We start from the raw sequence: 23,755 nt of genomic DNA, 5'->3' as shown, positions 1-23,755 counted from the left end.
TATTATGTACTGGACGGTAATATATGGTGTAAACTGACTCTGTCAACTTATTTTGTACCGACTAGTATTTAATTTTTTGTGACAGCGTGAAACTATGTAGTTAAGCCTTTGAGGTTATTAGGGCGTGTTGACGTTTCGAGATTAGATTTTGTTCGTTCTGGCAAGCACGTGCTCGCGAAACGAGGAATGATGTGTAGTTATTCTACTCAAATGACGAGCGGCTCTTATGACAGAAAGTAAGAGCAAGGGCTTGCCAGACGAACCCTTCGGGCAGCATTTGGCTGGCGTTTCTGCTGCGTTATCGTCCGTTTATGTAGAATAACTACACAGCACGGACTTTGCCTTGCATAAAAGCCAGCCAAATTGCTGCAAAAATAACCCTGAAACGTCAACACGCCCTAGCCACAGCGAACGTGCTATGTGGGCTTGAATGGACGTATATTTTGGTGAGTTACTCACCTAACCCGCAGACAGCAGGCAAGAGTGGCTGGACATGAACTAAACCCATGTCTATCCTAGGGGCAATTGAGAATTGAGGAGCCTAATGATGTCAACCGTCACCCAGACGCCCTGCGTAGGTCGCCCACGAGCCTTCGACGCCGACGATGCATTGGCCAAAGCCTTGGAAGTCTTCTGGCAAAAAGGTTTTGAAGGTACATCGTTAACCGATCTGACTCAGGCCATGGGCATCAACAAACCCAGCCTATATGCCGCCTTTGGTAATAAAGAGCAGCTTTTTCTGAAAGCGATCGAGTTATACGAGCAGCGCCCCTGTGCATTTTTCTATCCTTCGCTTGAAAAAGAAACCGCCTATCAAGTGGTTGAGGCCATGCTCTATGGCGCAGCATCATCTTTAGTGGATGAGAGTCATCCCCAAGGCTGCTTAATTGTTCAAGGCGCCCTCGCCTGTAGCGAAGCCGGACAAGCGATCAAAGATACCTTGATTACCCGCCGCCGTGACGGAGAACAGGCACTATGCCAACGTCTGCAACGGGCAAAGGATGAAGGCGATTTACCCGCAGATGCCGATCCGCTGCTGCTGTCTCGATATATAGGCACAGTGCTGCAAGGCATGGCAGTGCAAGCCACCAATGGCATATGCCCCGGAGAATTACGCAAAGTCGCCGAGCTAGTGTTAGCCAACTTTCCGAAAAATAATGCGTGATAGTGCGACTAGCTGATAGCCATTGACATAAACCCCAGCAAACTCTGGGGTTTATGCTTTTAAAGCCGCTATCGAAATTAATCTTGAGATTAGTGCTGAACTTGGTGAGTGACTAAGCTTGGGCGCAGCAGATTGTCGTGGACAGGACAACGGTTACACACAGTATCTAAAAACTCACTCTTTTGTGCATCGGTTAAATCAGCATCAATGCTGGCATTGATGGCAATTTCTTTAAATCCCACAGGATCATCCGAAGGCTGGCCTAGTAATCCAGCCGAATTCATCACGGCTCTGACATGCACATCGAACTGGTGAATGGTGATATTTCGCTCACGCGCAACCATCTTAGCAATCGCCGAAATACAGCCTCCGAGCGAAAATAAAAAGGTCTCTAAGGGATTAGCGCCTTCATTGGTCGCGCTGGGTTGATCGATAATCAGCAAATGCTCACGTACCTGCGCCGTAACCTTCCAACCGCTTCCCATATGTGTGGTGACTTCAACGACTTTATCCGCCATGACTTACTCCATTAGTTTTTTTTCAATCAGATTATTCTAATAATTAAAAAACCAAAAGTCACAACTTAAGATCACAGTTTTATGGCCTAACTCGTTTTGTCATAAACAATCTCGGCCACATCACAAATCGCAAAATCATTAGGTTCGTTATAGGCACTTATGATATAAATTTCCGATTAGGAATAGGATGATACGGAAATAAGATGCGTGTTTGCAGCCCAACAAGGAATGAATTTCAGCGTGTAATAAATAACCCGCTGACGTTGTTGACTGCGGCTTGCTTATTTTTATTCTCTGCCACAAGCCACTCCTCCTTTGCCCAAGAAAGCCAAAGTAGCCCACAAGCCGCAGGCCATAGCATCACCTTAGCCGCCGAAGACAGCTGGCCACCGTTTGCCAATCAGTTTGGCCAAGGGATCTCCCATCGCCTTATCGCGGCGGCATTCAAACAATCTCAAGTGGAAGTCAACAGCCTAGTCGTGCCCTATAGCCGCGCCCTTATGATGGCCGAAAAAGGTGCCGTCGATGGAGTCTTTAACGTGACCCGCGAGGCGAGTACCGAGCAACGTTTTGTGTTTGGTAACACGCCGCTATTTGTGGCGAAAGCCTCTTTTTATCAACGTAAACAACGCCCGCTCATCGCCGCCAATAAATGGGAAATTCCCAAAGGCAGCATAGTCGGGGTCATAAAAAGTTATGAGTATGGCGATGAGTTTCCCGAACTGGTGAAACAGCGCCAACTGAATGTCATCACGGTCGCCAACCAACAGCAACTGATTAATCTGTTGATGATTGGCCGAGTCGATGCAGCGGTCATGTTCGACTTAGTCGCGCAGGAAAACCTGCAAAAAATGGGCGTCAGTGACGATGTGATCCCCGCCTTTAATAACCACAGCAGCGAGATTTATCTGGCCTTTTCGAAGCAAAACCCCAAAGCCGCACAACTCGCTAAAGAGCTGGATCTGGGCTTAACCCAGTTAAAAGCCAATGGACAGTATCAACAACTGCTTAGCACTAAGTAACCTTTCAAACCGCCATTAGCTGCCTTGAGTACGGATAATCTCTTGGTTCACCCAATGTAGCAGCTGCTTAATCGCTTTCGAGAGGATCTGATTCTGCCGCACGATGTAACCCAAACTGGTGCTCGGAAACTGCGGCAATGGCGTGACTTTACTCTTTAAGTGCGTCTTAGTGTAAATCGAAAACTCAGGCACAATTGCCACCCCAAAGCCCGCCTCGGCCCAATCGATTTGCGCATCCACACTGCCGACTTCCATGATCCGATAACGGGGTAAATTTAAGGTCGGTAATGCGGGATCGAGCAACTCGCGGGTACGAGTATCATGGCCGAGCAGAATCAAAGTCGGCCGCTCCGCATGGGGCATATCATGGCTGGCTTGGCTTTGCTGCCACAGCTGCAAATTATCCCCAAAGGCACACCATTTGATTTGCTGTAACTCGGTAAAATGCAGCGGCTGACTCTCCTTTTGCGCGATCACAAAGCCTAAATCCGCCTCGGCATTAGTCACCAATTCTGAGGCTTGGGAAGACGTGGTATTAAGCAGGGAAAAATCAATCCCGGGGAATTCCGCTTTAAATAACTGAAATGGCTGAATAAGCAGCAAACGCGAAATGATATCGCTGGCCGCTATGGTCAAGGTGCCTTGACTGAGATCGTTGATGGCATTGAGATCCGCCTGACACACTTGCAGTTCCATCAAGGTCTTCTGGCTGCTCTCGAGCAAACGAAACCCCGCCTGAGTTAGCCTAAACGGATTGCGCTCAATCAACTTAACTCGAGTATTCTGCTCCAGTTGTTTGATATGCAAGCTGACATTGGGCTGCGTCATATGCAGCGCCGCTGCCGCCTTTCCGAAGTGCTTACACTCGGCTAAGGTCACGAAGGTCTTTAACCAATGAAGTTCGAGCATCGCATTCATCTCCATCCATCAATTCAGCTCACCCTATGATATATGATTTCCTTATCACGACGATAACTATAATTAATTTCTCTTATTCATTAAGCAGGTCTAGCATAATCGCTTAATTCCTGTGGAGATGATGTTATGCCGTCTATCGTAGTTGTTGGTGCAAATTGGGGTGATGAAGGCAAAGGCCGAATCGTAGATTATTTAGCCGCAGATGCTGCAGCGAGTGTCCGCTTCCAAGGCGGTAACAACGCAGGTCATACGGTCGTTAACGACTTTGGCACCTTTAAATTACACCAATTACCTAGCGGTATTTTCAATCCAAACTGCGTTGCAGTACTTGGCCCTGGCATGGTGATCAGCCCTGAAAAACTCAGTGTTGAAATCGCCGAAGTCGAAGCGGCTGGCATTGAAGTTAAATTATGTATTTCTGACCGCGCAACCCTTTGCTTACCAATCCATGCGCTGGAAGATACCTTAGAAGAACAACGTTTAGGCGATCTGGCCTACGGTTCAACTCGTCAAGGTATCGCTCCTGCCTATGGCGATCGCGTGATGAAAAAAGGCATTCTGGTTGGCTGGCTAAAGCAACCGGAAGTGCTGAAAGAACGCATTCAATTTATGCTCGACTGGAAGTTGCCACAGTTAAAAGCACTGTACCCAAGCTGTGACTTCAACCAAACAGCAGAAGAAATGACTCAGTGGTTATTAGAGGTGACCGCCCCATGGCGTCCATTTATTTGCAACGTGACTGAGCCATTAAAAGCCTTACAAAAACAAGATGCTAACTTGTTATTTGAAGCGCAATTAGGCGCCGGTCGTGACTTGATTTACGGCGAATATCCTTACACGACCTCTTCTAACGTGACAGCGGCTTTCGCAGGTCTAGGAAGTGGTTTACCGGCTCTGCGCCCAGAGCGTGTGATTGCCGTAGCTAAAGCCTTCAGCTCATCCGTTGGTACTGGCACCTTAGTCACTGCGATGGAAGAGCAGGATGATTTCCGTAAAAACGCTAACGAATTTGGTGCAACCACGGGTCGTCCACGTGATATGGGTTACTTCGATGCCGTTGCTACTCGCAATGGTGTTGAGCTGCAAGCCGCAACTGAAATCGCCCTGACCAAGATTGACTGTCTGACAGGCATGAAAGATCTCAAGATTTGTGTTGCCTACGACGGTGAGCACACTGAGAACCCAATTTGGCCACAAACAGCTGCATTAAGCCCAGTGTATGAGCAAATGGAAAGCTGGAGTGAAGACATCACCACTTGCCGTACCTTCGAAAGTCTGCCAAAGGCTGCACAACATTATGTTGAACGCATCGAAGCCCTCATGGGCGTGCGCGTCAGCATGGTGTCAGTTGGACCTGAGCGCGATCAAATGATCATTCGCTAACGCATCGATTACCCTACAAAAAAGCCATATTCGTTTCGGCGAATATGGCTTTTTACTTTTGCTTTTTATACTCATCCCCCATTCCAATGGGACTGAGCGACTCTCTTGGGTTTTGTTTCACAAAATAAACCGCTAGACTGCGCTCAAATGAATAATCCTATATCGATGATTTTATGCCGCAATTTAGCCCGACTTATTCTTTTCCTGTGCAAATTTACTACGAAGATACCGACTTTTCTGGTGTGGTGTATCACCCGAACTTTTTGAAATACTTCGAGCGCGCCCGTGAGCATGTGATTGGCGCCGAGCGTTTACGCGAGCTCTGGCAACAGCAACAATTAGGTTTCGCCGTGTATCGCAGTGATATGTTGTGCCACGAAGGCGTGGAATTTGCCGACATCATCGATATCCGCACTAAGTTCTACTTTGAGAGTAAATACCGCACTGTATGGCTGCAGGAAATTTGGCGACCCAACGGCAAAAAACCTGCGGTTACGGCCACCATTGAAATGGTCTGTATGAATCAAGCGCGACAACTCGCGCCGATGCCAGCAGAGTTAATAACTCAATTAAGCTTAGGAATGTGACCCCATATTGACGCAAAGCATTTTGGGAGCAGGACGAAGTCGATGCCAGTGCATCTCAAGCTCTACTGCCCGCATTGGCTTGGCGTAGCATATGCCTTGAATCCGATCGACGCCCATCTTGACTAAGAAATTAAGCACCTCTTGGGTTTCGACGCCTTCGACCGTTACCTCATAACCGAGTTTTTTAGCAATATTAATGCTGGCCTCAAGGATATATTCAGAGGGTTCGTTCGGTTTCAGATCCTCAAGAAATGCTTTATCAATCTTCACTTCGTTTGCAGGTAAATGTTTTAAATAAGCGAGGGAAGAATGACCTGTACCAAAATCATCGATGGCGAGTTTTACCCCAAGGCTGCGGATTTGCGCTAAGGTATCAACGGCTTTATTTAAATCTGCCATCAAAGTACTCTCAGTAATTTCAATCATTAAGCATTCTGGCGGTAACTGGTAATGCTTTAGGCGCGCATCGATTTCATGGGGTAAGGTTTCACTATCGAGATCGCGAGTCGATAAATTCAACGCAACACAAACAGAAATCCCCGCTAATCGCCATTTTACCTGCTGCTGGAGCACTTGTTCTAAAGCCCAATGGCTAACGAGATCGATCATACCCGCGCATTCGGCAAGTGGGATAAATTCCCCAGGAGAAACCAATCCTAGCTCTTCATGTTCCCAGCGGATTAATGCCTCGACCTGAGTGCATCCGCCTGAAGCAACATCCTGCTTAGGTTGGTAAACCATGTATAAATGATTGCGTTGTAAACCATTAGGCAAGCTATCAATAATCTTTAATTCTCGCAGCTGGCGAATATCGTCATTCTCACTGTAACAGGCTATTTCAATTCGAGTTGAACGGGCTTTTTTGAGTGCTAAATCGAGTCTTCTGAGCATATTACTCACGTCGGCATGGTGCTGCGCTAATTGCAAACAGCCAATTTGTAGGCGCACACTGACTGGCGTATCCTTAATTTTAAAGGGTACCTGCAAGCGACCACGTAAATGCAGCAACGACTCCTGCGACAAACTCTGCTCATAATAGAGAAAAAACTCATCACCATTTAAGCGGGCAATCAGTTTCGGCTTTAGGCTTAAGCCAGTTAACCGATCGGCAAACTGTTTTAGCAAAATATCGCCAAACACAAACCCAAAAAGATCGTTCACATAGCGAAAACGATAAATATCAATAAGTACTAAAGTACCTTGTGTGATAGGCATTAACGAAGCCAGTGCGCGTTTAAGCCCAACACGATTATTTAACCCTGTCAGCTTATCTTTGCCCATGCCCGCTGGCAGTGCAGCGAGCATCTCATTTAAGGAATGATACAGGGACGCATACTCTTGCGGCACATCTGCAATATTAAGTGGGCTTCGGTCAGTCTTTTGCTTTTCAAGTTGAGGGCATAACTGTGCTAAGAATTGCTGCTGTTGGCGCAATGCTTGGGATCTTGTGCGTAAAAGAAACAGCACGGCGATCAAAACGATAACCAACGCTAAACTGATAAACTCCAGAATAACCATATCTAGGCCTCAATCTTACAGCGTAAGCTAATGACCAATATTTCCTCACCATAGGACAAGATTAATTTCCTTCTAAGCCCTAGGATTACTGGTAACTTTCTTTGATTGAATGGAATTTATCCATAAATTCATCACTTGCTAAGTCATTCGCCGAGACGGGCAATCCACGGCTAACAAACACATCCATCCGCTGCTCAAAATCAGCTCCTGCGCGTAACTCGCCAGTGTAGAATGCCGCGGCACGGATAAAATCTAAGTAGGTAACATGGTCGGGTAAATAGGGCAAATCAGCCCATCGCTCAACCACTTCCATCACCTCTGGTGCAAAATCCCAACTTTTTAACACGGCACGACCTAAAGGGCCTTGCATTTTACGTACTAAAGAACGCAATTGCTCAATACTGGTAAATAACTCAGGATGGGCCTCCGCCTCGGTGAGCACAGGCAAAGCACCGATATTATGGACTAAACCTGCAAGGGTTAAAGTGTCTAAATTTAACTGGCTAGGACGACGCTTATTGTACATCTGCAATATGGCACAAGCCGCAGCCGTCACATCGATAGAAGTACGCCAAACCTCATCCATCACTTCCCACACCATTTCATTGGTGGAAATAAATAGCTGCTCCATCGCCACTGATGTCGCAATACTCTTAATTTGGATTAAGCCAATGCGGGAGACTGCGCTATTAATACTCTCGGCGGGAATCCCACGACTATACAAGGCACTGTTGGCCACTTTAATAATACGCGCCGAAATGGCCGCATCTTGACCAATCACCTCAGCCACTTGCTTAAGACTTGCATCTGAGCGGCTCACCACTTCTTGCACCCGCATGGCGACTTCAGGCAAGGTTGGCAATACTAAGGCATCATCTTTTAATTTTTTAAGTAATCCGACTAACAGTAGATGTTCAGTAGACATCTTCGCTCCCATCAATCTGCAAACATAAAGCGGTAATAGTTGGAGTATATCAGTTGACGATCATTTGATGGGCAGAAAAAAGCATCAGACGTTAATTATTTGTATGACGCTGTTATCAATTTCACCCAGAACGGCATACGAAACTTCTTGGCTATCCCTTGATTCGCTTAAGCGAAATCGCACTAAACAGACGAGACGTCGTCAATCCACAGACAAGCGTCATCCCCCGCCATCACCTAGCTTAGGGGTATATTCGTAAAATGCGAACTATACCTAATCTTAGACGAGGTGATTTGCATAACCCTACTTTGATTGTGTAAAATGCCGCCCCCGCGCACTGCGCCTCCATCTACCAACCAATTCGAGAGTCATTATGTTCAAACCTGAGTTGTTATCTCCCGCTGGGACGCTGAAAAACATGCGTTACGCTTTTGCCTATGGTGCAGATGCCGTGTATGCCGGCCAGCCGAGATATAGCCTAAGGGTTCGTAATAATGACTTTAAAATGGAAAACCTAGCTACAGGTATCGAAGAAGCCCATGCGCTGGGTAAAAAGCTTTATGTGGTGAGTAACATTGCTCCCCACAACGCTAAGCTCAAAACCTATATCAAAGATATGGAACCGGTAGTGGCGATGAAGCCCGATGCGCTGATCATGTCAGACCCCGGCCTTATCATGATGGTGCGTGAGGCCTTCCCTGAGCAGGTGGTGCATTTATCGGTGCAAGCCAACGCCATTAACTGGGCGTCGGTCAAATTTTGGCAGACCCAAGGCATTAAACGGGTGATTTTATCCCGTGAATTGTCCTTGGATGAAATCGAAGAAATCCGTCAGCGTTGCCCAGATATAGAGTTAGAGGTGTTTGTCCACGGCGCCCTGTGTATGGCCTACTCGGGTCGCTGTTTGCTGTCGGGTTATATCAATAAGCGCGATCCAAACCAAGGTACTTGCACTAACGCCTGCCGCTGGAAATACGATGTGCACGAAGCACAGCAAACTGACTCTGGCGATATCATTGCCACCCCCAATGCGGTGCAAATCGAAACACCAACCTTAGGCGCGGGTCCTGCGACCGACCAAATCTTCCTGCTGCAAGAAGCCAATCGCCCCGGCGAATACATGCCAGCGTTTGAAGATAAGCATGGCACTTATATCATGAACTCCAAGGACCTGCGCGCAATCCAACACGTTGAGCGTTTAGCGAAAATGGGCATCGACTCGCTGAAGATCGAAGGCCGTACTAAGTCCTTCTACTATGTGGCCCGTACCGCACAGCTATACCGTCAGGCCATCGACGATGCCGCCTCAGGCAAGAGCTTCGATCGCAGCTTGATGAACCAACTCGAAGGCTTAGCGCACCGCGGCTACACCGAAGGTTTCTTACGTCGCCACGTACATGATGAATATCAAAACTACGACTATGGCTACTCAGTCAGCGATACCCAACAATTTGTGGGTGAATTAACCGGTAAACGCAATCTGGCTGGCCTTGCCGAAATCGAAGTGAAGAACAAATTCTCTGTCGGTGATAGTGTTGAATTAATGACGCCACAGGGCAATATCAGCCTCACCATCGAGCAACTCGAAAACCGCAAAGCCGAATCGGTTGAAGCGGGATTAGGTTCGGGCCATACCGTTTACTTGCCCGTGCCGAAAGAGGTTGATCTGAACCACGGCATTTTACTGCGTAATCTGCCCCAAGGTCAGGATACCCGCAACCCACACGAAGCAGGCTAAGGCATGGCATTACTGATCGACGACAGTTGCATCAATTGCGACATGTGTGAACCTGAATGTCCGAATCAGGCCATCACCATGGGGGAAGAAATCTACGAAATCGACCCAGACCGCTGCACCGAATGCGTAGGCCATTACGATAAGCCGACTTGCGTCTCCGTCTGTCCGATTGATTGTATTGACCCCGACCCTAACCGCGTCGAGTCCCACGACGAGCTGTTGGTCAAATTCGCCATACTCACGCAAAAAATTTGAGTGAGCATCGCCCGTCCAAGCTAAACAAAAAGCCCCGCAATGTCAGCGGGGCTTTTGTTTAACGGTTGATTACAGCCAAGTTCGCATCAGCTTAAGCTTGGGGATTTAGCCAAAATCACCGTCGGTTTTGCCTCAAGCTGCAAACGCACAATGGCATCGGCCAGCTTTTCAACGCTTAAGCGAATGGGTGTCGGCAGGCTGGCAAACTCAATACTCAGCAGCAGGTTTTTCACCTCAAGCCCTAACTCGGTATCGCCTTCGATGCTCAGTTTACGTTGGAAAAACAGCGTATCAGGGTCTTCTTTTGCCGCAGCGACCAATAACAGCTCGGCGGAATTGGCACTAAAGCTGACCTGGGCATCGGTCAGCTCACGCACCTGCCAGCGGCCATCGAAACTCACTTCAAAATACAGATTTAAATCTTCAACCCGAATCGCAACCCATTTATCTGTCAAGAAATCTAACTCGCCATCTTCGGCCTGCGGCGCCAGCAGCTGCGTTAAGAGTTGGCTAAGTACCTTGGCCTTAAGGCTAAAGGGCACTTTGGAGAGTGGCAAACGGATCAGTTTTGGGGTGAGTTCGAGCAGTTGTTTTGCAAGATTAGCTGAAAAAACAGCGGACATAAGCGGTTACCTAAGGATAAAAAACACTATATCTCCCAGTTTACCGAGATTTTATGATCTTAAACCTGTTTTAAATCAATTCACCGCCATTCAATCTTCCCTACACTCTGCCCCTGTTATTTTATCGGGAGCACCATTATGGAGTTGTTGTGTCCAGCAGGAAACCTGGCCTCGCTAAAGTCGGCGCTGCAGGCCGGAGCCGATGCTGTCTACCTTGGGTTAAAGGATGATACCAATGCACGTTCATTCGCGGGCTTAAACTTCACCCCTGCAAAATTACAGGAAGCCGCCGAGCTCACCCATCAGCGGGGCAAGAAAATCTTCCTCACCTTAAATACCTTTCCTAAGCCGAATGAGGAGCACCGTTGGTATCAAGCTATCGACTTGGCGGCCAGTATTGGCGTTGATGCCTTAATCGTTGCCGATCTGTCGCTGCTCGACTATGCCCACAGGCAATATCCGCATATTCCGCTGCATTTATCGGTACAGGCCAGCGCCACCAACTTGGGCGCACTGAGTTTTTATAAAGAGGCTTTTAATATCGCGCGGGTGGTATTACCCAGAGTGCTGTCGATGAAACAAGTACGCGACCTCGCCAAGGTCAGCCCTGTCGATTTAGAGGTCTTTGCCTTTGGCAGTCTGTGCATTATGGCCGAAGGCCGCTGCAACTTATCCTCCTATGTTACCGGTCAATCGCCAAACACTGGTGGCTCTTGCTCGCCAGCGAAACACGTGCGCTGGCAGGAACAGGGCCAAGACAGGCTGACTCGCCTCAACGAAGTCTTGATTGATAAATCAGGGCTCGATGAACAAATGGGCTACCCCGTCGTCTGTAAAGGCCGTTATCTCACCCAAGACGATGATAAACCGCAATATCTGCTCGAGTCTCCCACCAGCCTAAATACCCTTAGCTTGCTGCCTGAGCTTGCCAAAGCGGGCATAGTGTCACTCAAGATTGAGGGGCGTCAGCGCAGCCCTGCCTATGTAGAACAGGTGACCAAGGTTTGGCGCCAAGCGATTGATACCTATCTTAATCAACCAGATAAATTCCAGACGCAGGCCCATTGGGAGCAAGCCCTCGCGAAAGTCTCCGAAGGCCAAATTACTACCTTAGGCGCCTACGAGCGTGACTGGCAATAGCCCTAGCGATAACCACAAAGAAGAAACGATTATGAAAATTTCCCTCGGCCCACTGCTCTATTGCTGGGAAAAACAACAGGTCATCGACTTTTATCAGCAGGTGGCCAATAGTCAGATCCCGTTAGTTTATTTGGGTGAAGCCGTCTGTAGCCGTCGACGCGAACTCAAATTTGGTGACTATCTCGAACTGGCCAAAATGCTAAAATCTGCGGGTAAAGAGGTGGTGCTGTCAACGCTCGCCCTTATCGAAGCGCCCTCGGAATACACTGAGCTTAAACGTCAGGTCGATAATGGCGAATTTAGCATTGAGGCCAACGACATGGCGGCAGTGTATCTCGCCAAGGAGCACAAGCTGCCCTTTGTCTGCGGCGCCAGCATCAATAACTACAACCGCGCCAGTTTAGATATTTTGCAGCGCTTTGGCATGCAGCGCTTTGTGATGCCAGTAGAACTGTCAAAGGCTTGGCTGAGCCAAGTGGTCGCGCAAAAGCCCGTATTCGAAGTCGAAGTGCTCGGCCATGGCTACTTGCCGCTCGCCCACTCGGCGCGTTGCTTTACCGCTAGGCATCGACATTTGTCGAAGGACAGCTGCGAAACCGTTTGCCGCCAATACAGCAAGGGTTTACTAGCACAAACCCAAGAAGCTCAGCCTTTGCTGAGGTTAAATGGCATTCAAACCCAGTCGGCCAGCTGTGTCGATTTGCGCAGCGAAATCAATGAAATGATAAAGGTTGGCGTAGATGTGTTTCGGGTTTCGCCCAGCAGCGTAGCCTGTATCACTCAGGCCGATACGCTGGTCGAGGCATTAACTAGCGAGGCAACGGACGCTCAGTTTCCTCTTAGCGATGAGCACTGTAACGGTTACTGGTTTGGCGAAGCGGGGCTAAAATCCTTCGTCAGATAAAAGACATAGCCTACTTCACTCAAGCGTTGGCTCCTGGGTGAATGTGGGGATACATGATGGTGGCGTTAATAGCAGCGCCACCGTCCAACTTAATAGACTCCCAAGCCCAATCCATTCCAGCAATGCAGGCCACCATAAATCGGGCCTTGGCAATTGCAGTATCATTTCTTGATAGAAAGGTCTGTCTCCTTCCGTTAAGCCCAATGCTAACAGCGGCACATAGAGAAAAGTCATCATACTGAGCAATACCAACAGCGCTAATAATATCGTCAAGCGCTGACGGTGCTGCGAGCCGAATCCCACCCATAGTAGATAACAAATTGCACTTAAGCTGCCAAAGTAGAAAAACCATTTAAGTGCGAGGATATGCAAGTGATACACATTGACCGGAAATAGCCCAACACAGGCCAAGGCTAAAAACGTCAGTGCTAGAGCGCAAAAGAAAGGATACCCCCAAAACCCGCTTACAGTCTGTAGGGAGGAAAGACAATAAAAAACAACGCTTAAACTGCCAAAAAACAAACCGCCATTGAGCACCACGGCAAAGCTAGAATGGCCATAGGTTCCCAATTCACTCAGTGTATGATTTAAAAAATTGAAGGAGCGTGTTTCAGAGTAATCAAATCCGAATACTGCCACACAGATCCCCAGCATCAATCCAAAAATACCAAGGAAACCAAACTTAGTGGCAAGTGCCGAGCCCCTTGTTGCCATATTCATTTTTATAACAGTCATGGATAATTTAGCCAAACCAAAGTAGTACTAACTTACATGGAATTACAAAGAATTAAAGCGGCCCCTATCCTCTTTAGCGTAATATTTTATTTCATCACTATTCGCGATTTTTTAGTCATCGCAAAAACACTCCGAATTTAGTCATTTTTCAATAAAATATATGCAAATCCAAAGTTAAAAATGAATAAATAATCACAATAAATTCAATTATCGCTGTATCGTCCCAAAAGGTTAACCCATCATTGCCACCAGTGTTAGTTCGCTCACATTAAGTTAGCAACAACTGAAGCCCCGATACGATTCATGGACAAAAAAGCATCTAAAAGTGTATTTAGTGAAGATCCATTGAGAAAATTTTGAACAAAATATCACAAAAAAACCAATAACCCCAAGAGCAAAACAACTCAATAAACAATTCGCAACATGACAATGTAATCACTTGATTCAATAAAAATAAACCGCATCAAAACGTAATTTCGCACCCAAAACATTCATTAGAAATCGCCCAAATAACTATGCTATTTTGCTGCTTATCTCAAACAAATTTCCGAATCGTTTTACATGGCGGCGCTAAGCGAGTAATCTTCCCCCTTCTCGATTTTGAGTTGAATGAAAATGCACCTCACCCCAGCAAAGAATGCGGTTTTGAGAGAGCATTGATTCAAGTTTATTTGTGCGACTCGTACTTTAAGGTGTACACCATTGGCTACTGAACATAAAAACCGCAACATTAAGACGATACTCACCTTTATCGTCCCTTCGCTGATCGGTCTGCTGCTGTTTATGACCCCTATCAGCTATAACGATGCGATAACTATTCCCATCGCAATCATCTCTAAAGCACTGCAAAGCGTGTTAAGCGATGTATTAACCTTAATCGTGACTGTGATTGTTGTCGCCATGGCCTTGGCTTCGTTGCTGACAAAGTTACTCAAACCTAAGTTTGTGCTGAACAATCACTTCCTCAATGGTTTACTCAATATCAGCCCGCTGTGGCTTACCACCCGTGTCGTTGGCGCTGTCTTTATCGTGCTGACCTACTTTGGCATTGGCCCCGAAGCGATTAACTCTTCAAGCACTGGCGCCTTAGTACTGAACGATTTGTTACCGGTACTCTTCTCGGTGTTTATCTTCGCCGGTATGTTGCTGCCACTGCTATTAAACTTCGGTCTATTAGAGCTATTTGGCACCCTGCTGACCAAAGTGATGCGCCCAGTGTTTAACCTGCCAGGTCGCAGCGCCATCGACTGTATGGCCTCTTGGTTAGGTGATGGTAGCGTTGGGATCCTGCTGACCAGCAAGCAATACGAAGCGCGTTTTTACACCCAAAGGGAAGCCGCAGTTATCGGTACCACCTTCTCGGCGGTGTCAATTACCTTCAGCTTAGTGGTGATCTCACAGGTGAAGTTAGAGCATATGTTTGTGCCCTTCTACCTGACTGTGTGTTTAGCGGGTTTTGCGGCGGCCGTGATTGTACCTAAGTTACCGCCACTGTCGTGGAAGAAGGATAACTATATCGACGATACGCCACGTCAACCCGATGATGAGATGATCCCCGCAGGACACGGCGCACTCTCTTGGGGCTTTGATAAAGCGCTCGAGAAAGCTGCCAGTGCTGGTGGTGTCAAAGCCGTTCTAAATGAAGGGATTAAAAACGTTATCGATATGGTATTTGGCATTATCCCAGTGGTAATGGCCATTGGTACCACCGCGCTGATCATCGCCGAGCATACGCCTATCTTCAATTACTTAGGTATGCCATTCATTCCGTTACTGGAACTGCTGCATATCCCAGAAGCCACCGAAGCCTCTAAAACTATCGTTGTTGGCTTTGCCGATATGTTTATCCCGTCGATTTTAGCCAGCTCTATCGAATCGGATATGACCCGCTTTGTGATTGCCGCGTTATCCGTAACCCAGCTAATTTACATGAGTGAAGTGGGCGCACTGCTGATTGGCAGTAAGATCCCAGTGAATTTTGTTGAGCTTTTTGTCGTGTTCGTACTGCGCACCTTAGTGACTCTGCCAGTAATTGCTGGCGTGGCTCACCTGCTGTTCTAAGCGCAACATCACCTTAAATATCAAGGGGAGTCAGATTAACTGACTCCCCTTTTTTATACTGATTCAAACACGAACTCATACACAAACAGGCAGTTTTGATTACTTCGTTGAGAGTGGGTTAGTCGTACAAACTCCACTCATCATCATATAACTCAGTTGGGATAAAAGAACGTTCAATATAAAAGGGCGACCCATGGTATTTGCTCGATGACACGCAGCGAGTCCATCCGTGGATGCTCGACCGCCCCGTCCATGGGGGGGACGGTCGTCTCGCAAACCTCCATGGCTCACCTATTTAGCGTTGGCGTAATCTGTAAGTTTTAAAAAGAAATACGCAGCATGTTTTGGGACAGTTTCCTAGTTGAAGCCTTAACTCTAACTCGTCAGTTTCGGATAAAAATTTCTATGGATTAACGCCAAGTACTATAGCAGTTTGTAAGTTGCGTGTTACTGCGCCTTGTTTGCCTTTAGTCGTGATAGAAAGCCTCAGACACATAGAAATCGCAGAAAGATTTGATATCTTCCTTATTGTCGGACTCGATAGCTCTGGCTCGCAGTTTATAGCCACGCACAATTCGGCTGTTGTTTTCAATGGCGAACTGAATCATCAAATCATTGCTGCTTAAATCAAGCTTCTCTAATTCAGATTTAGCTGACTCCGCATTACTTTCAGTGAAAAAACTTTCCTTCATTTGCATATCTGGCTCAATAAGCAATTCTCTATGTTCGCACAGCAATTTCTCTTCAGTTGCTTCCGCATGAAGAGAGAACAAGATGGCTATGACAGCTAAAAACTTCATCACAGCTCCCTAGGCATAACGTTCGGTTCAACCGCAGTTTGTAAGCGCGAAGCGCTGTAGCGGCGTTGCAACCGCTTGTTATGGGTGGTGAATCTCATTTTCCCTGACCTCAATGTCCCCATTTTTTTCTGTTTCTACAACGTAAGGCGGGTTAGGCTCAAACTTAATTACAGATACAACAGACCCACATAGACCGGCGTGCCGTCCAAATGCAACCACGACATAGTCATTCATTAAAAATTTCACACCTGCAATCTGTTCGCCACCAAGCCATCTATTATGAAGATCACGTGCTACGTTCATGTATTACTCCATAACGCTAAGCACAGTTGCAAAATATTTGGCACTATATTTTGTCAATTGATGCGCATTGTTATAAATCAGTATGACGCGAAAGGTTAAGAAACTCTTCACCAACTTTATCGGAATACTGTTTAGCAATTTCCATAATGACAATACTATCTATGGATGGATTAAGTAGAAGTAAAGTACATGTTACCTACAATAAATCCAGCCACCCAATATAAATCAATAACATAATGCACTTTATGTTTGCCTACAACTGGTCCGAGTTAAAATGGTTTAAATAGGGACAATCAACAATCGCGGGGACAGCATCTAAGGCAATAAATTGCGCTAACTCATTAAAAAATGAGGTATTTAAGACGAAATAAATTGGCCCATAGTGCTTGGGATGTGTTCTGGATGAGGCTTTTGAAGTGATATAAGCAGTTGTCAGTTACTGTTAAAGTGCTGGCAGCATTTAGCAAAATGCCGTCGTCGCTTTTCTAAGTGTTCGCAGTAATCGGTCAGTTCTTGCAAGGTGCCCACTGGACCGTAAAATAGCTTGCCAAATTCGGTTGTCAGCTTGAGCCAATTGTCATGGGGAATATTTAATCTGTTCAGTATCTTGGCGCTACTTTCGCTGATGCATCCACGTTTATCATTGCGAATGATTCGGCCGGTATCATCCACCAATTGAAGGTAATCCGTTAAGGAAAATGCAATGCCATTGGGTTGGTTGTCGCACTCATTACCAATAAAAGGCAGTAGATTGCTCGGCTGCTCACCTTTTAATGCGGCCCGAATACGTAGTTGAATACTGGTATGGTCGGATTGTTCAGGTGTATCAGCCAGTTGTGATCTAATCGGATTTAAATCAACGTAAGTCATGCAGGCTAACACCGCAGCTTCATCGAGTAGAGCCTGTGACTTAAAACGACCTTCCCAGAAACGGCCTGTGCAGTTATCTTCTTGATTTGCTTGTCTTGCTATCGGTTCGTTGAGACAGCGCATAAACCATGAAATATCACACAAACGACTGCGATAAAGGGCGATTGAATGCTTTAATCTGCTGACCTCATGCGCTTCAACTAACTCACCTTTGGCGAACTTTTGTGTTAACTCATCGCCTTTAAACAACTTATGCCACTGCTCAAGCACTTCGCGGTCAGTCCAACGATTTGCACTGTCGATATCCACCCGCAGCACCAAATGCAGATGATTCGACATCACCGCAAATGCTGCCACATCAATAGCAAAAACGGCTTCAAGTTCAAATAATAATGACTCGACCCAAACACGGCGATGGTCATAGTTTTTACCCGAGTAACTATCATCGCCACATAAAAAAGCCCGCCGAACAACGCGGCTACAGCAATGGTAATAAGGAGTGTCTTCAAGACTTATCTGAGTTCTACGAGGGCGCGGCATACAAACCTCCTTGTTCAATGCTTAACCAAAGCATAGTAGGAGGTTTACTACCGCGCTATTAAAGCTGGGTGTCCAATTTCGGACTACCTTTGGCGAACTTTTGTGTTAACTCATCGCCTTTAAACAACTTATGCCACTGCTCAAGCACTTCGCGGTCAGTCCAACGATTTGCACTGTCGATATCCACCCGCAGCACCACATGCAGATGATTCGACATCACCGCAAATGCTGCCACATCAATAGCAAAAACAACTTCAAGTTCAAATAATAATGACTCGACCCAAACACGGCGATGGTCATAGTTTTTACCCGAGTAACTATCATCGCCACATAAAAAAGCCCGCCGAACAACGCGGCTACAGCAATGGTAATAGGGAGTGTCTTCAAGACTTATCTGAGTTCTACGAGGGCGCGGCATACAAACCTCCTTGTTCAATGCTTAACCAAAGCATAGTAGGAGGTTTACTACCGCGCTATTAAAGCTGGGTGTCCAATTTCGGAAGTCGGGAAGCTCTCAGGGATGAGTTTATGGCGTGTCACAGGGGAAGCAATGGCAATTCATCCTGCACACCTAGCGATAATACAATCTAGCTTTAGGCTAAAGTAAGTTAAATCCCCAGCCTGTTCTCATTGTATCCAGATCTAAATCTTGACGGGTTAACTCCAGCCTAATCCACCTTGCTGTCATCTGCATGTCACTTAAGCTTCATCATTCAGTCAAAGCCCGTCACTAACCTCTAAGGCAGTCAACAGCCGCATAGGGTGAATATGAGATGACTGGAGCTAATTACAGGGGACTTGATCGCACGCTTATCGACGCACTCAAGACTCCCCGCAACTCTTCCCGTAACACTCCTTCCAACTCTTCCGACAATGCTCCATCCAGTGTTAACACTACTTCCTTCTCAACCCCACATATTGCCAACGCCAGCTACGCCGCAAATAACCAAACCATCACAGTTAACGCCCTCTGGCTATCGGATATCCATCTAGGTTGTAAGGATTGCAAAGCCGACTATCTGTTAAGCCTATTAAATACCGTGCGTTGCCAGCACTTGTATCTGGTCGGCGATATTGTGGATTTATGGGCGCTCAAACGCCGCCTGCACTGGCCCGAGAGTCACAATAAGGTATTGCAAAAACTGATTGAACTGGCACAAAACGGCACTCAGGTGATGTATCTGCCGGGTAACCACGATGAGTTAATCAAGCCCTATGCCGAACTGACGCTGCTGAATATCAAAATTGCTCGCCAGTATATTCATCAGGGGATTGGCGGCCACAAACTGTTAATGCTGCATGGCGATCAGTTCGATGCCGATGTTTGCGTTGGCCGCTTCTACGCCATCTTGGGCGATCATCTCTACGACTTGTTGCTGTTCCTCAACCGCAATCTCCATCGCCTGCGAGAGCGTTTAGGCTACCCGTATTGGTCACTCGCCAGCTATATCAAATCCCGCGTTGGCAAGGCGCAGACGGCTATCGCCCGTTTTCGCCAGGCCGTAGTGAATTATGCCCAGCACTATGATGTAGATGGCGTCATCTGCGGCCATATCCACCAGCCAGAGTTATCGGTTCACGCTCGAGATAACCAATACAGCACGCCGAATAAGCGCCAGATAATCTATGCCAATGATGGCGACTGGGTCGAAAACTGCAGTTTGATCACCGAAACCTTAAACGGGGAATTACAGCTCTGCCGCTGGAACGAGCAAAGCGTAAACCTCGATATTCTGAGCAGTATTGTGCTGGCGCAAACGCCACCCCAAGCGCCTGTTAACGCCCCAACACCTATTCCACAAACGGCCACACACAGCCCCAAACAAGCAGAAATCCAACCAAGGGATGTTGCCTAATCATGAACCCATTAACACCTCATACCCCAAACGCAGATTCATTAAGCCCTAACACATTAAGCGCCAACGCATTAACGCAGGACGCAGCCATGCCACTGCCCGCCTTAAAAGCCAGTTCGATGATCTTTACCGTCGATAATGTGGTGGAGCAAAACCTGCCCGCCCTCAAGGATAAACCTTGGTTAGCCAAGCCGACTAAGGCAATGCTGCGTTACCTGTTGAATGAAAAACAATGTAACGAGATAGCCAATCAGTTTGCCTATCTGCAAGGGGTCGATTTTGTCGAGCAAGTGCTCGCCAGCTTCGATTTTAGCTTTACCGTGCCCGCCAACGAGGTCGAAAATATTCCCTGTGAGGGCCGCGTGGTGATCTTCGCCAATCATCCAATTGGCTCCCTCGATGCCCTCGCCCTGATTAAACTGGTCAGCGAAATTCGCCCCGATATCAAGGTTGTGGCGAACGAGCTCCTGATGGCACTCGAGCCTTTGCATTCTATCCTGCTGCCAGTGCGCAATATGACGGGCGGTACGCCGAAACAGCACCTCGAAAAAATCCACCAGCATCTGCGCAATGAAGGCGCGGTACTGATTTTCCCGTCGGGGGAAGTCTCTCGCCTGCGCCCGAGCGGCGTGCGCGATACCCAGTGGCACTCGGGCTTTTTGAAGATGGCGATTTCCTGTAATGCACCGCTGCTGCCAATCTTTTTGGATGCTAAAAACTCGGCCACCTTCTACGGCGCCTCGATGATTTACAAACCCTTAGCCACATTGCTACTGGTCAAGGAGATGTTTAAACAGGCCAAACGCAATATGCCCATTCGTATCGGCGAGCTTATCCCGAACGAAGCCGTACGCTCGATGGACTTTCCGCTAAAGACCAAGATAAAACTGCTTAAAAATCATCTGTATCGCATCGGTAAAGATAAAGACCCACTGTTTATCACCCAAAGCGCCATCGCCCACCCTGAGTCGCGCCGAGAGCTACAGGCGGCGCTGCAACAATGTGAACTCCTCGGCGAAACCCAAGATAACAAGCTGATTTATTTGTATCAGCATCAGGACAGCAACCCCATCATGCGCGAAATTGGGCGCCTGCGGGAAATCGCCTTTCGCGCCGTTGGCGAAGGCACGGGCAAACGCCGAGATATCGATAAATATGATTCCTACTACCAACATCTGGTGCTGTGGGATAAAGAGCAGTTTGAAATTGTCGGCGCCTATCGTTTCGCCAGCGGCGAGCAAGTGCTAAATCGCTACGGCGACAACGCCCTCTACAGCCAATCCCTGTTCCAATATGCCGACGGTTTTATGCCCTTTGTTAAACAAGGCTTAGAACTTGGCCGCAGCTTTGTGCAGCCCAAATATTGGGGCAAACGCAGTCTCGACTACCTCTGGTTTGGCATTGGCGCCTTCCTCGCCAAACATCCCGAATACCGCTACCTGTTCGGCCCTGTTTCCATCAGTAATCAACTGCCTGGCAGCGCGCGGGAGATGTTAGTGCATTTCTACTCCAAGGAGTTTGCGCCAGCACAGCAGCTAGCGGTGTCAATGTCGCCCTTTGGCTTGTCCAAGCAGCGTAAGTTGCAGTTGGATGAACTCTATTCGGGCGAGGATTACCAAAGCCACTTTAAGCAACTCAAACAAATGCTGGCGAGTATGGGCGCCGCGGTACCAACCCTGTACAAGCAGTATGGCGAGCTGTGTAAGCAGGATGGGGTGAAGTTTCTCGCCTTTGGGATCGATGCCGATTTTGGTGACTGTGTCGATGGCTTAGTCTTGGTCGATACCCATAAACTGAAGGGGAAAAAGTACCAGCGTTATATCGGCGCCCATTTACCCGAAGACTTACGCAACCCCTTGATGGCAGAGGACGAAACCGACGAACAGGATTAGGCACAAATCCGCCCTAATACATTGGCTAAATAAACATCGGTCTGTTATAAGTATCTGTAATACAGTGCATTAACGATACACGTCCTAGGAAGGGGTTTATCATGCCGATCATTATCGCCGATATTATGCGTACCCGAGTCGTCACGGTCGAAATGGACGATCGCTTAACCGTGGCGAAGGATATTTTCGATCAGGCAAACTTCCACCATCTGCTGGTGGTGGATGAATATAAACTCGAAGGGGTATTGTCGGAGCGCGACTTACTGCGTGCCATCAGCCCGAATTTGGGCAGCAGTGCCGAAACCGCTAAGGATCTCGAAACCCTACAAAAACGCGTCCATCAGGTGATGACCCGTAATCCCGTTACCGTTGCGCCACATGTGTCGCTCGATGCTGCGACGCACACCCTGCTAGAACACAATATTGGCTGTTTGCCCGTGCTCGATAATGGCGATTTGGTCGGGATAGTGACTTGGAAGGATTTACTGCGAGCCTATTGTGAACACAATGAGGTCAATGAAAGCGAGTGCTAACGGCACTCGCTTTCAACTTTATAAACTAGATCGCCCAGCCGCCCATATAGAAGGCCACAAGACCCAGCGTAATGGCGAGCACGCCTAACTTAAGCTGACGGATTTCACCGCTAAAAATGCGGCCAACCACTAAAGTCACAAAGCCAAGCATAATACCCGTCACAATGTTACAGCTGAGGATGATGAATACGGCGCAGGTTAATCCCGCCATCGCATCGACCTTGTCATTAAAGTCCAGCTTAGTCACATTGCTGAGCATCAATAGCCCCACATACATCAACGCAGGCGCCGTAGCATAGGCAGGCACTAAATAGCTGAGTGGCGCTAAAAACACCATCAGCAGGAATAATCCGCCCACTATAGTCGCGGTTAAACCCGTCTTACCGCCCGCCGCAGTACCCGCTGCCGATTCGATATACACGGCAGCAGGAGCGCCACCAACGATACCCGCAAACATGCTGCTCACAGAATCTGACGTTAATGCCTTGCCACCGCCGACGATATTATCGTCTTTATCCAGCAGATTGGCTTGCCCCGCGACCGCACGGATGGTGCCAGTGGCATCAAAAATCGCCGTCATCACCAGCGCCAGTACAATCGGTAATACCACAGGATTCAAGGCGCCCATAATATCCATTTGGCCAATCAGCGAGTGCTCAGAGGTAAAATCAGGCACGGCGAAGAAACCTTGGAATTTAACGCTTGGATCAAACACTAAACCGAACAGGGATAGGCCGATAATCACCAATAAAATCCCGCCGGGTACGCCGCGACGCTCTAAACCGATAGTGGCCGCTAACCCCAGTACGGTGGCGATAACGGGCAGGCTGTTAATGTCGCCTAACTTCACTGGCAGACCCGCGTCATTGGCCACAATCAACTGCACACTGTTAGTGGCAATTAAGAGTAAAAACAAGCCAATACCGATACCTGTACCATGGGCAATCCCCTTGGGTAAGTTAGCCAGCACCCATTGACGCACGCCCGTGACACTCACGACGGTAAAAATCACCCCCATCCAAAAGATGGCGCCTAAGGTCACAGGGATACTCATGCCCTGACCTAACACTAAACCGAAGGCGGTAAAGGCGGTGAGTGAAATCGCACAACCAATGGCCATGGGTAGATTTGCCCAGAGCCCCATCAGCAGCGAGCCGAAGGAGGCAATTAAACAGGTGGCGACGAACACGGCGCCGGGATCGAATCCCGCTTTGCCTAACATATTGGGTACCACAATCACTGAGTACACCATAGCGAGGAAGGTGGTTAACCCTGCAATCACTTCTTGGCGAACAGTGCTACCACGTTGTTGAATTGAAAAAAAACGGTCCAGAAACGAACCAGAGGGTACGGCTGTTGAACTCAATTGCTCAGACATATCTTGTTATACCTTGTGATCTCTTAAAATAGGGTCGATACCAATTGGCTTAACCATTGGCGACGCTGGCTGCGGCAGATTAGAGCCCCAA

Annotated in this window: 22 protein-coding genes and 1 pseudogene; 12 read left to right on the top strand and 11 right to left on the bottom strand. The window is 47.7% G+C overall.

Annotation, left to right across the window (positions count from 1 at the left end; genetic code table 11):
• The first annotated feature begins 544 nt into the window (after window positions 1-544).
• Window positions 545-1,165: a TetR/AcrR family transcriptional regulator gene (locus N5E87_RS05475; RefSeq protein WP_011716182.1), complete on the top strand. Its 621-nt coding sequence runs from the start codon at window positions 545-547 to the stop codon at window positions 1,163-1,165.
• An 89-nt stretch (window positions 1,166-1,254) separates the two neighbouring features.
• Here N5E87_RS05475 and N5E87_RS05470 read toward each other — a convergent pair whose 3' ends face one another.
• Window positions 1,255-1,683 (bottom strand): OsmC family protein, encoded by a 429-nt coding sequence (locus tag N5E87_RS05470; RefSeq protein WP_011621862.1) that lies wholly within the window; start codon window positions 1,681-1,683, stop codon window positions 1,255-1,257.
• Window positions 1,684-1,886: 203 nt separating this feature from the next.
• Here N5E87_RS05470 and N5E87_RS05465 point away from each other — a divergent pair, with 203 nt between their 5' ends.
• Window positions 1,887-2,705, top strand: coding sequence for a transporter substrate-binding domain-containing protein (locus N5E87_RS05465; RefSeq protein ID WP_126512657.1), 819 nt, complete (start codon window positions 1,887-1,889; stop codon window positions 2,703-2,705).
• 15 nt (window positions 2,706-2,720) lie between these two features.
• Here N5E87_RS05465 and N5E87_RS05460 read toward each other — a convergent pair whose 3' ends face one another.
• The gene (locus N5E87_RS05460) at window positions 2,721-3,614 is read right to left on the bottom strand and encodes a LysR family transcriptional regulator (RefSeq protein ID WP_086904664.1); all 894 of its coding nucleotides are present in this window, start codon (window positions 3,612-3,614) and stop codon (window positions 2,721-2,723) included.
• A 135-nt stretch (window positions 3,615-3,749) separates the two neighbouring features.
• On the opposite strand from N5E87_RS05460, the gene N5E87_RS05455 reads away from it, so the two are divergent.
• Both N5E87_RS05455 and N5E87_RS05450 read left to right on the top strand, forming a co-directional pair.
• Window positions 3,750-5,006, top strand: a complete 1,257-nt coding sequence (locus N5E87_RS05455) for an adenylosuccinate synthase (protein ID WP_086904658.1) — start codon at window positions 3,750-3,752, stop codon at window positions 5,004-5,006.
• A 173-nt stretch (window positions 5,007-5,179) separates the two neighbouring features.
• Complete coding sequence (locus N5E87_RS05450) at window positions 5,180-5,593, top strand: thioesterase family protein (protein ID WP_037428549.1); 414 nt, start codon at window positions 5,180-5,182, stop codon at window positions 5,591-5,593.
• On the opposite strand, the gene N5E87_RS05445 is transcribed toward N5E87_RS05450, so the two are convergent.
• Together N5E87_RS05445 and N5E87_RS05440 are read right to left on the bottom strand one after the other, a co-directional pair.
• Window positions 5,582-7,111, bottom strand: coding sequence for a bifunctional diguanylate cyclase/phosphodiesterase (locus N5E87_RS05445; RefSeq protein ID WP_037415378.1), 1,530 nt, complete (start codon window positions 7,109-7,111; stop codon window positions 5,582-5,584). The genes N5E87_RS05450 and N5E87_RS05445 overlap by 12 nt on opposite strands.
• A gap of 85 nt (window positions 7,112-7,196) precedes the next feature.
• Window positions 7,197-8,036 (bottom strand): HDOD domain-containing protein, encoded by an 840-nt coding sequence (locus N5E87_RS05440; RefSeq protein WP_037415376.1) that lies wholly within the window; start codon window positions 8,034-8,036, stop codon window positions 7,197-7,199.
• Window positions 8,037-8,409: 373 nt separating this feature from the next.
• On the opposite strand from N5E87_RS05440, the gene yegQ reads away from it, so the two are divergent.
• Window positions 8,410-9,774 carry a tRNA 5-hydroxyuridine modification protein YegQ gene (gene yegQ, locus N5E87_RS05435; protein ID WP_279775141.1) on the top strand — a complete coding sequence of 455 codons (1,365 nt, stop codon included), beginning with the start codon at window positions 8,410-8,412 and terminating at the stop codon, window positions 9,772-9,774.
• Between the two features lie 3 nt (window positions 9,775-9,777).
• Window positions 9,778-10,029, top strand: a complete 252-nt coding sequence (locus tag N5E87_RS05430; protein WP_011621854.1) for a YfhL family 4Fe-4S dicluster ferredoxin — start codon at window positions 9,778-9,780, stop codon at window positions 10,027-10,029.
• Between the two features lie 86 nt (window positions 10,030-10,115).
• Here the strand turns inward: N5E87_RS05430 and N5E87_RS05425 are convergent, their stop codons facing one another.
• Window positions 10,116-10,652 carry an SCP2 sterol-binding domain-containing protein gene (locus N5E87_RS05425; RefSeq protein WP_086904659.1) on the bottom strand — a complete coding sequence of 179 codons (537 nt, stop codon included), beginning with the start codon at window positions 10,650-10,652 and terminating at the stop codon, window positions 10,116-10,118.
• 138 nt (window positions 10,653-10,790) lie between these two features.
• Between N5E87_RS05425 and N5E87_RS05420 the strand changes: the two genes are divergently transcribed.
• Together N5E87_RS05420 and N5E87_RS05415 are read left to right on the top strand one after the other, a co-directional pair.
• On the top strand, window positions 10,791-11,792 hold the full coding sequence (locus N5E87_RS05420; protein WP_224020886.1) for a peptidase U32 family protein: 1,002 nt from the start codon (window positions 10,791-10,793) through the stop codon (window positions 11,790-11,792).
• A gap of 31 nt (window positions 11,793-11,823) precedes the next feature.
• Window positions 11,824-12,696 (top strand): U32 family peptidase, encoded by an 873-nt coding sequence (locus tag N5E87_RS05415; protein WP_279775140.1) that lies wholly within the window; start codon window positions 11,824-11,826, stop codon window positions 12,694-12,696.
• Window positions 12,697-12,711: 15 nt separating this feature from the next.
• Here N5E87_RS05415 and N5E87_RS05410 read toward each other — a convergent pair whose 3' ends face one another.
• A complete protein-coding gene (locus N5E87_RS05410) occupies window positions 12,712-13,431 on the bottom strand; it encodes a DUF998 domain-containing protein (RefSeq protein WP_086904660.1) in 720 nt (239 codons plus the stop codon).
• A 702-nt stretch (window positions 13,432-14,133) separates the two neighbouring features.
• Here N5E87_RS05410 and N5E87_RS05405 point away from each other — a divergent pair.
• Entirely contained in the window at window positions 14,134-15,492 is a 1,359-nt protein-coding gene (locus tag N5E87_RS05405) for a YjiH family protein (protein ID WP_279775139.1), read from the top strand.
• Window positions 15,493-15,959: 467 nt separating this feature from the next.
• Here the strand turns inward: N5E87_RS05405 and N5E87_RS05400 are convergent, their stop codons facing one another.
• From N5E87_RS05400 to N5E87_RS05385, 4 genes and pseudogenes are all read right to left on the bottom strand, one after another.
• Window positions 15,960-16,292 carry a hypothetical protein gene (locus N5E87_RS05400; protein ID WP_037424342.1) on the bottom strand — a complete coding sequence of 111 codons (333 nt, stop codon included), beginning with the start codon at window positions 16,290-16,292 and terminating at the stop codon, window positions 15,960-15,962.
• 78 nt (window positions 16,293-16,370) lie between these two features.
• A complete protein-coding gene (locus N5E87_RS05395; protein WP_037424339.1) occupies window positions 16,371-16,595 on the bottom strand; it encodes a hypothetical protein in 225 nt (74 codons plus the stop codon).
• Between the two features lie 432 nt (window positions 16,596-17,027).
• Window positions 17,028-18,005 (bottom strand): transposase, encoded by a 978-nt coding sequence (locus tag N5E87_RS05390; RefSeq protein ID WP_099456835.1) that lies wholly within the window; start codon window positions 18,003-18,005, stop codon window positions 17,028-17,030.
• Window positions 18,006-18,090: 85 nt separating this feature from the next.
• Window positions 18,091-18,423 (bottom strand): annotated as a pseudogene (locus tag N5E87_RS05385) (transposase); the annotation flags it as partial.
• A 355-nt stretch (window positions 18,424-18,778) separates the two neighbouring features.
• On the opposite strand from N5E87_RS05385, the gene N5E87_RS05380 reads away from it, so the two are divergent.
• The 3 genes from N5E87_RS05380 to N5E87_RS05370 all read left to right on the top strand — a co-directional run bounded on the left by N5E87_RS05380 (window position 18,779) and on the right by N5E87_RS05370 (window position 22,286).
• On the top strand, window positions 18,779-19,861 hold the full coding sequence (locus N5E87_RS05380) for a UDP-2,3-diacylglucosamine diphosphatase (RefSeq protein WP_279775138.1): 1,083 nt from the start codon (window positions 18,779-18,781) through the stop codon (window positions 19,859-19,861).
• A gap of 89 nt (window positions 19,862-19,950) precedes the next feature.
• The gene (locus N5E87_RS05375) at window positions 19,951-21,753 is read left to right on the top strand and encodes a lysophospholipid acyltransferase family protein (RefSeq protein WP_086022265.1); all 1,803 of its coding nucleotides are present in this window, start codon (window positions 19,951-19,953) and stop codon (window positions 21,751-21,753) included.
• A gap of 101 nt (window positions 21,754-21,854) precedes the next feature.
• The gene (locus N5E87_RS05370; RefSeq protein WP_011621846.1) at window positions 21,855-22,286 is read left to right on the top strand and encodes a CBS domain-containing protein; all 432 of its coding nucleotides are present in this window, start codon (window positions 21,855-21,857) and stop codon (window positions 22,284-22,286) included.
• A 25-nt stretch (window positions 22,287-22,311) separates the two neighbouring features.
• Here N5E87_RS05370 and N5E87_RS05365 read toward each other — a convergent pair whose 3' ends face one another.
• Complete coding sequence (locus tag N5E87_RS05365; RefSeq protein WP_086903685.1) at window positions 22,312-23,664, bottom strand: NCS2 family permease; 1,353 nt, start codon at window positions 23,662-23,664, stop codon at window positions 22,312-22,314.
• Window positions 23,665-23,755: the final 91 nt, after the last annotated feature.

The organism is Shewanella sp. GD03713, from assembly GCF_029843705.1.
Lineage (GTDB): Bacteria > Pseudomonadota > Gammaproteobacteria > Enterobacterales > Shewanellaceae > Shewanella.
The sequence above is the reverse complement of the archived record's forward strand: the minus strand, read 5'-3'. Positions and strand labels throughout refer to the sequence as shown.

Bases quoted from the DNA above. Each gene is read 5' to 3' on its own strand.
- N5E87_RS05475 (WP_011716182.1), top strand. From the start codon at position 545: ATGATGTCAACCGTCACCCAGACGCCCTGCGTAGGTCGCCCACGAGCC.
- N5E87_RS05470 (WP_011621862.1), bottom strand. From the start codon at position 1,683: ATGGCGGATAAAGTCGTTGAAGTCACCACACATATGGGAAGCGGTTGG.
- N5E87_RS05465 (WP_126512657.1), top strand. From the start codon at position 1,887: ATGCGTGTTTGCAGCCCAACAAGGAATGAATTTCAGCGTGTAATAAAT.
- N5E87_RS05460 (WP_086904664.1), bottom strand. From the start codon at position 3,614: ATGCTCGAACTTCATTGGTTAAAGACCTTCGTGACCTTAGCCGAGTGT.
- N5E87_RS05455 (WP_086904658.1), top strand. From the start codon at position 3,750: ATGCCGTCTATCGTAGTTGTTGGTGCAAATTGGGGTGATGAAGGCAAA.
- N5E87_RS05450 (WP_037428549.1), top strand. From the start codon at position 5,180: ATGCCGCAATTTAGCCCGACTTATTCTTTTCCTGTGCAAATTTACTAC.
- N5E87_RS05445 (WP_037415378.1), bottom strand. From the start codon at position 7,111: ATGGTTATTCTGGAGTTTATCAGTTTAGCGTTGGTTATCGTTTTGATC.
- N5E87_RS05440 (WP_037415376.1), bottom strand. From the start codon at position 8,036: ATGTCTACTGAACATCTACTGTTAGTCGGATTACTTAAAAAATTAAAA.
- yegQ (WP_279775141.1), top strand. From the start codon at position 8,410: ATGTTCAAACCTGAGTTGTTATCTCCCGCTGGGACGCTGAAAAACATG.
- N5E87_RS05430 (WP_011621854.1), top strand. From the start codon at position 9,778: ATGGCATTACTGATCGACGACAGTTGCATCAATTGCGACATGTGTGAA.
- N5E87_RS05425 (WP_086904659.1), bottom strand. From the start codon at position 10,652: ATGTCCGCTGTTTTTTCAGCTAATCTTGCAAAACAACTGCTCGAACTC.
- N5E87_RS05420 (WP_224020886.1), top strand. From the start codon at position 10,791: ATGGAGTTGTTGTGTCCAGCAGGAAACCTGGCCTCGCTAAAGTCGGCG.
- N5E87_RS05415 (WP_279775140.1), top strand. From the start codon at position 11,824: ATGAAAATTTCCCTCGGCCCACTGCTCTATTGCTGGGAAAAACAACAG.
- N5E87_RS05410 (WP_086904660.1), bottom strand. From the start codon at position 13,431: ATGACTGTTATAAAAATGAATATGGCAACAAGGGGCTCGGCACTTGCC.
- N5E87_RS05400 (WP_037424342.1), bottom strand. From the start codon at position 16,292: ATGAAGTTTTTAGCTGTCATAGCCATCTTGTTCTCTCTTCATGCGGAA.
- N5E87_RS05395 (WP_037424339.1), bottom strand. From the start codon at position 16,595: ATGAACGTAGCACGTGATCTTCATAATAGATGGCTTGGTGGCGAACAG.
- N5E87_RS05390 (WP_099456835.1), bottom strand. From the start codon at position 18,005: ATGCCGCGCCCTCGTAGAACTCAGATAAGTCTTGAAGACACTCCTTAT.
- N5E87_RS05380 (WP_279775138.1), top strand. From the start codon at position 18,779: ATGACTGGAGCTAATTACAGGGGACTTGATCGCACGCTTATCGACGCA.
- N5E87_RS05375 (WP_086022265.1), top strand. From the start codon at position 19,951: ATGCCACTGCCCGCCTTAAAAGCCAGTTCGATGATCTTTACCGTCGAT.
- N5E87_RS05370 (WP_011621846.1), top strand. From the start codon at position 21,855: ATGCCGATCATTATCGCCGATATTATGCGTACCCGAGTCGTCACGGTC.
- N5E87_RS05365 (WP_086903685.1), bottom strand. From the start codon at position 23,664: ATGTCTGAGCAATTGAGTTCAACAGCCGTACCCTCTGGTTCGTTTCTG.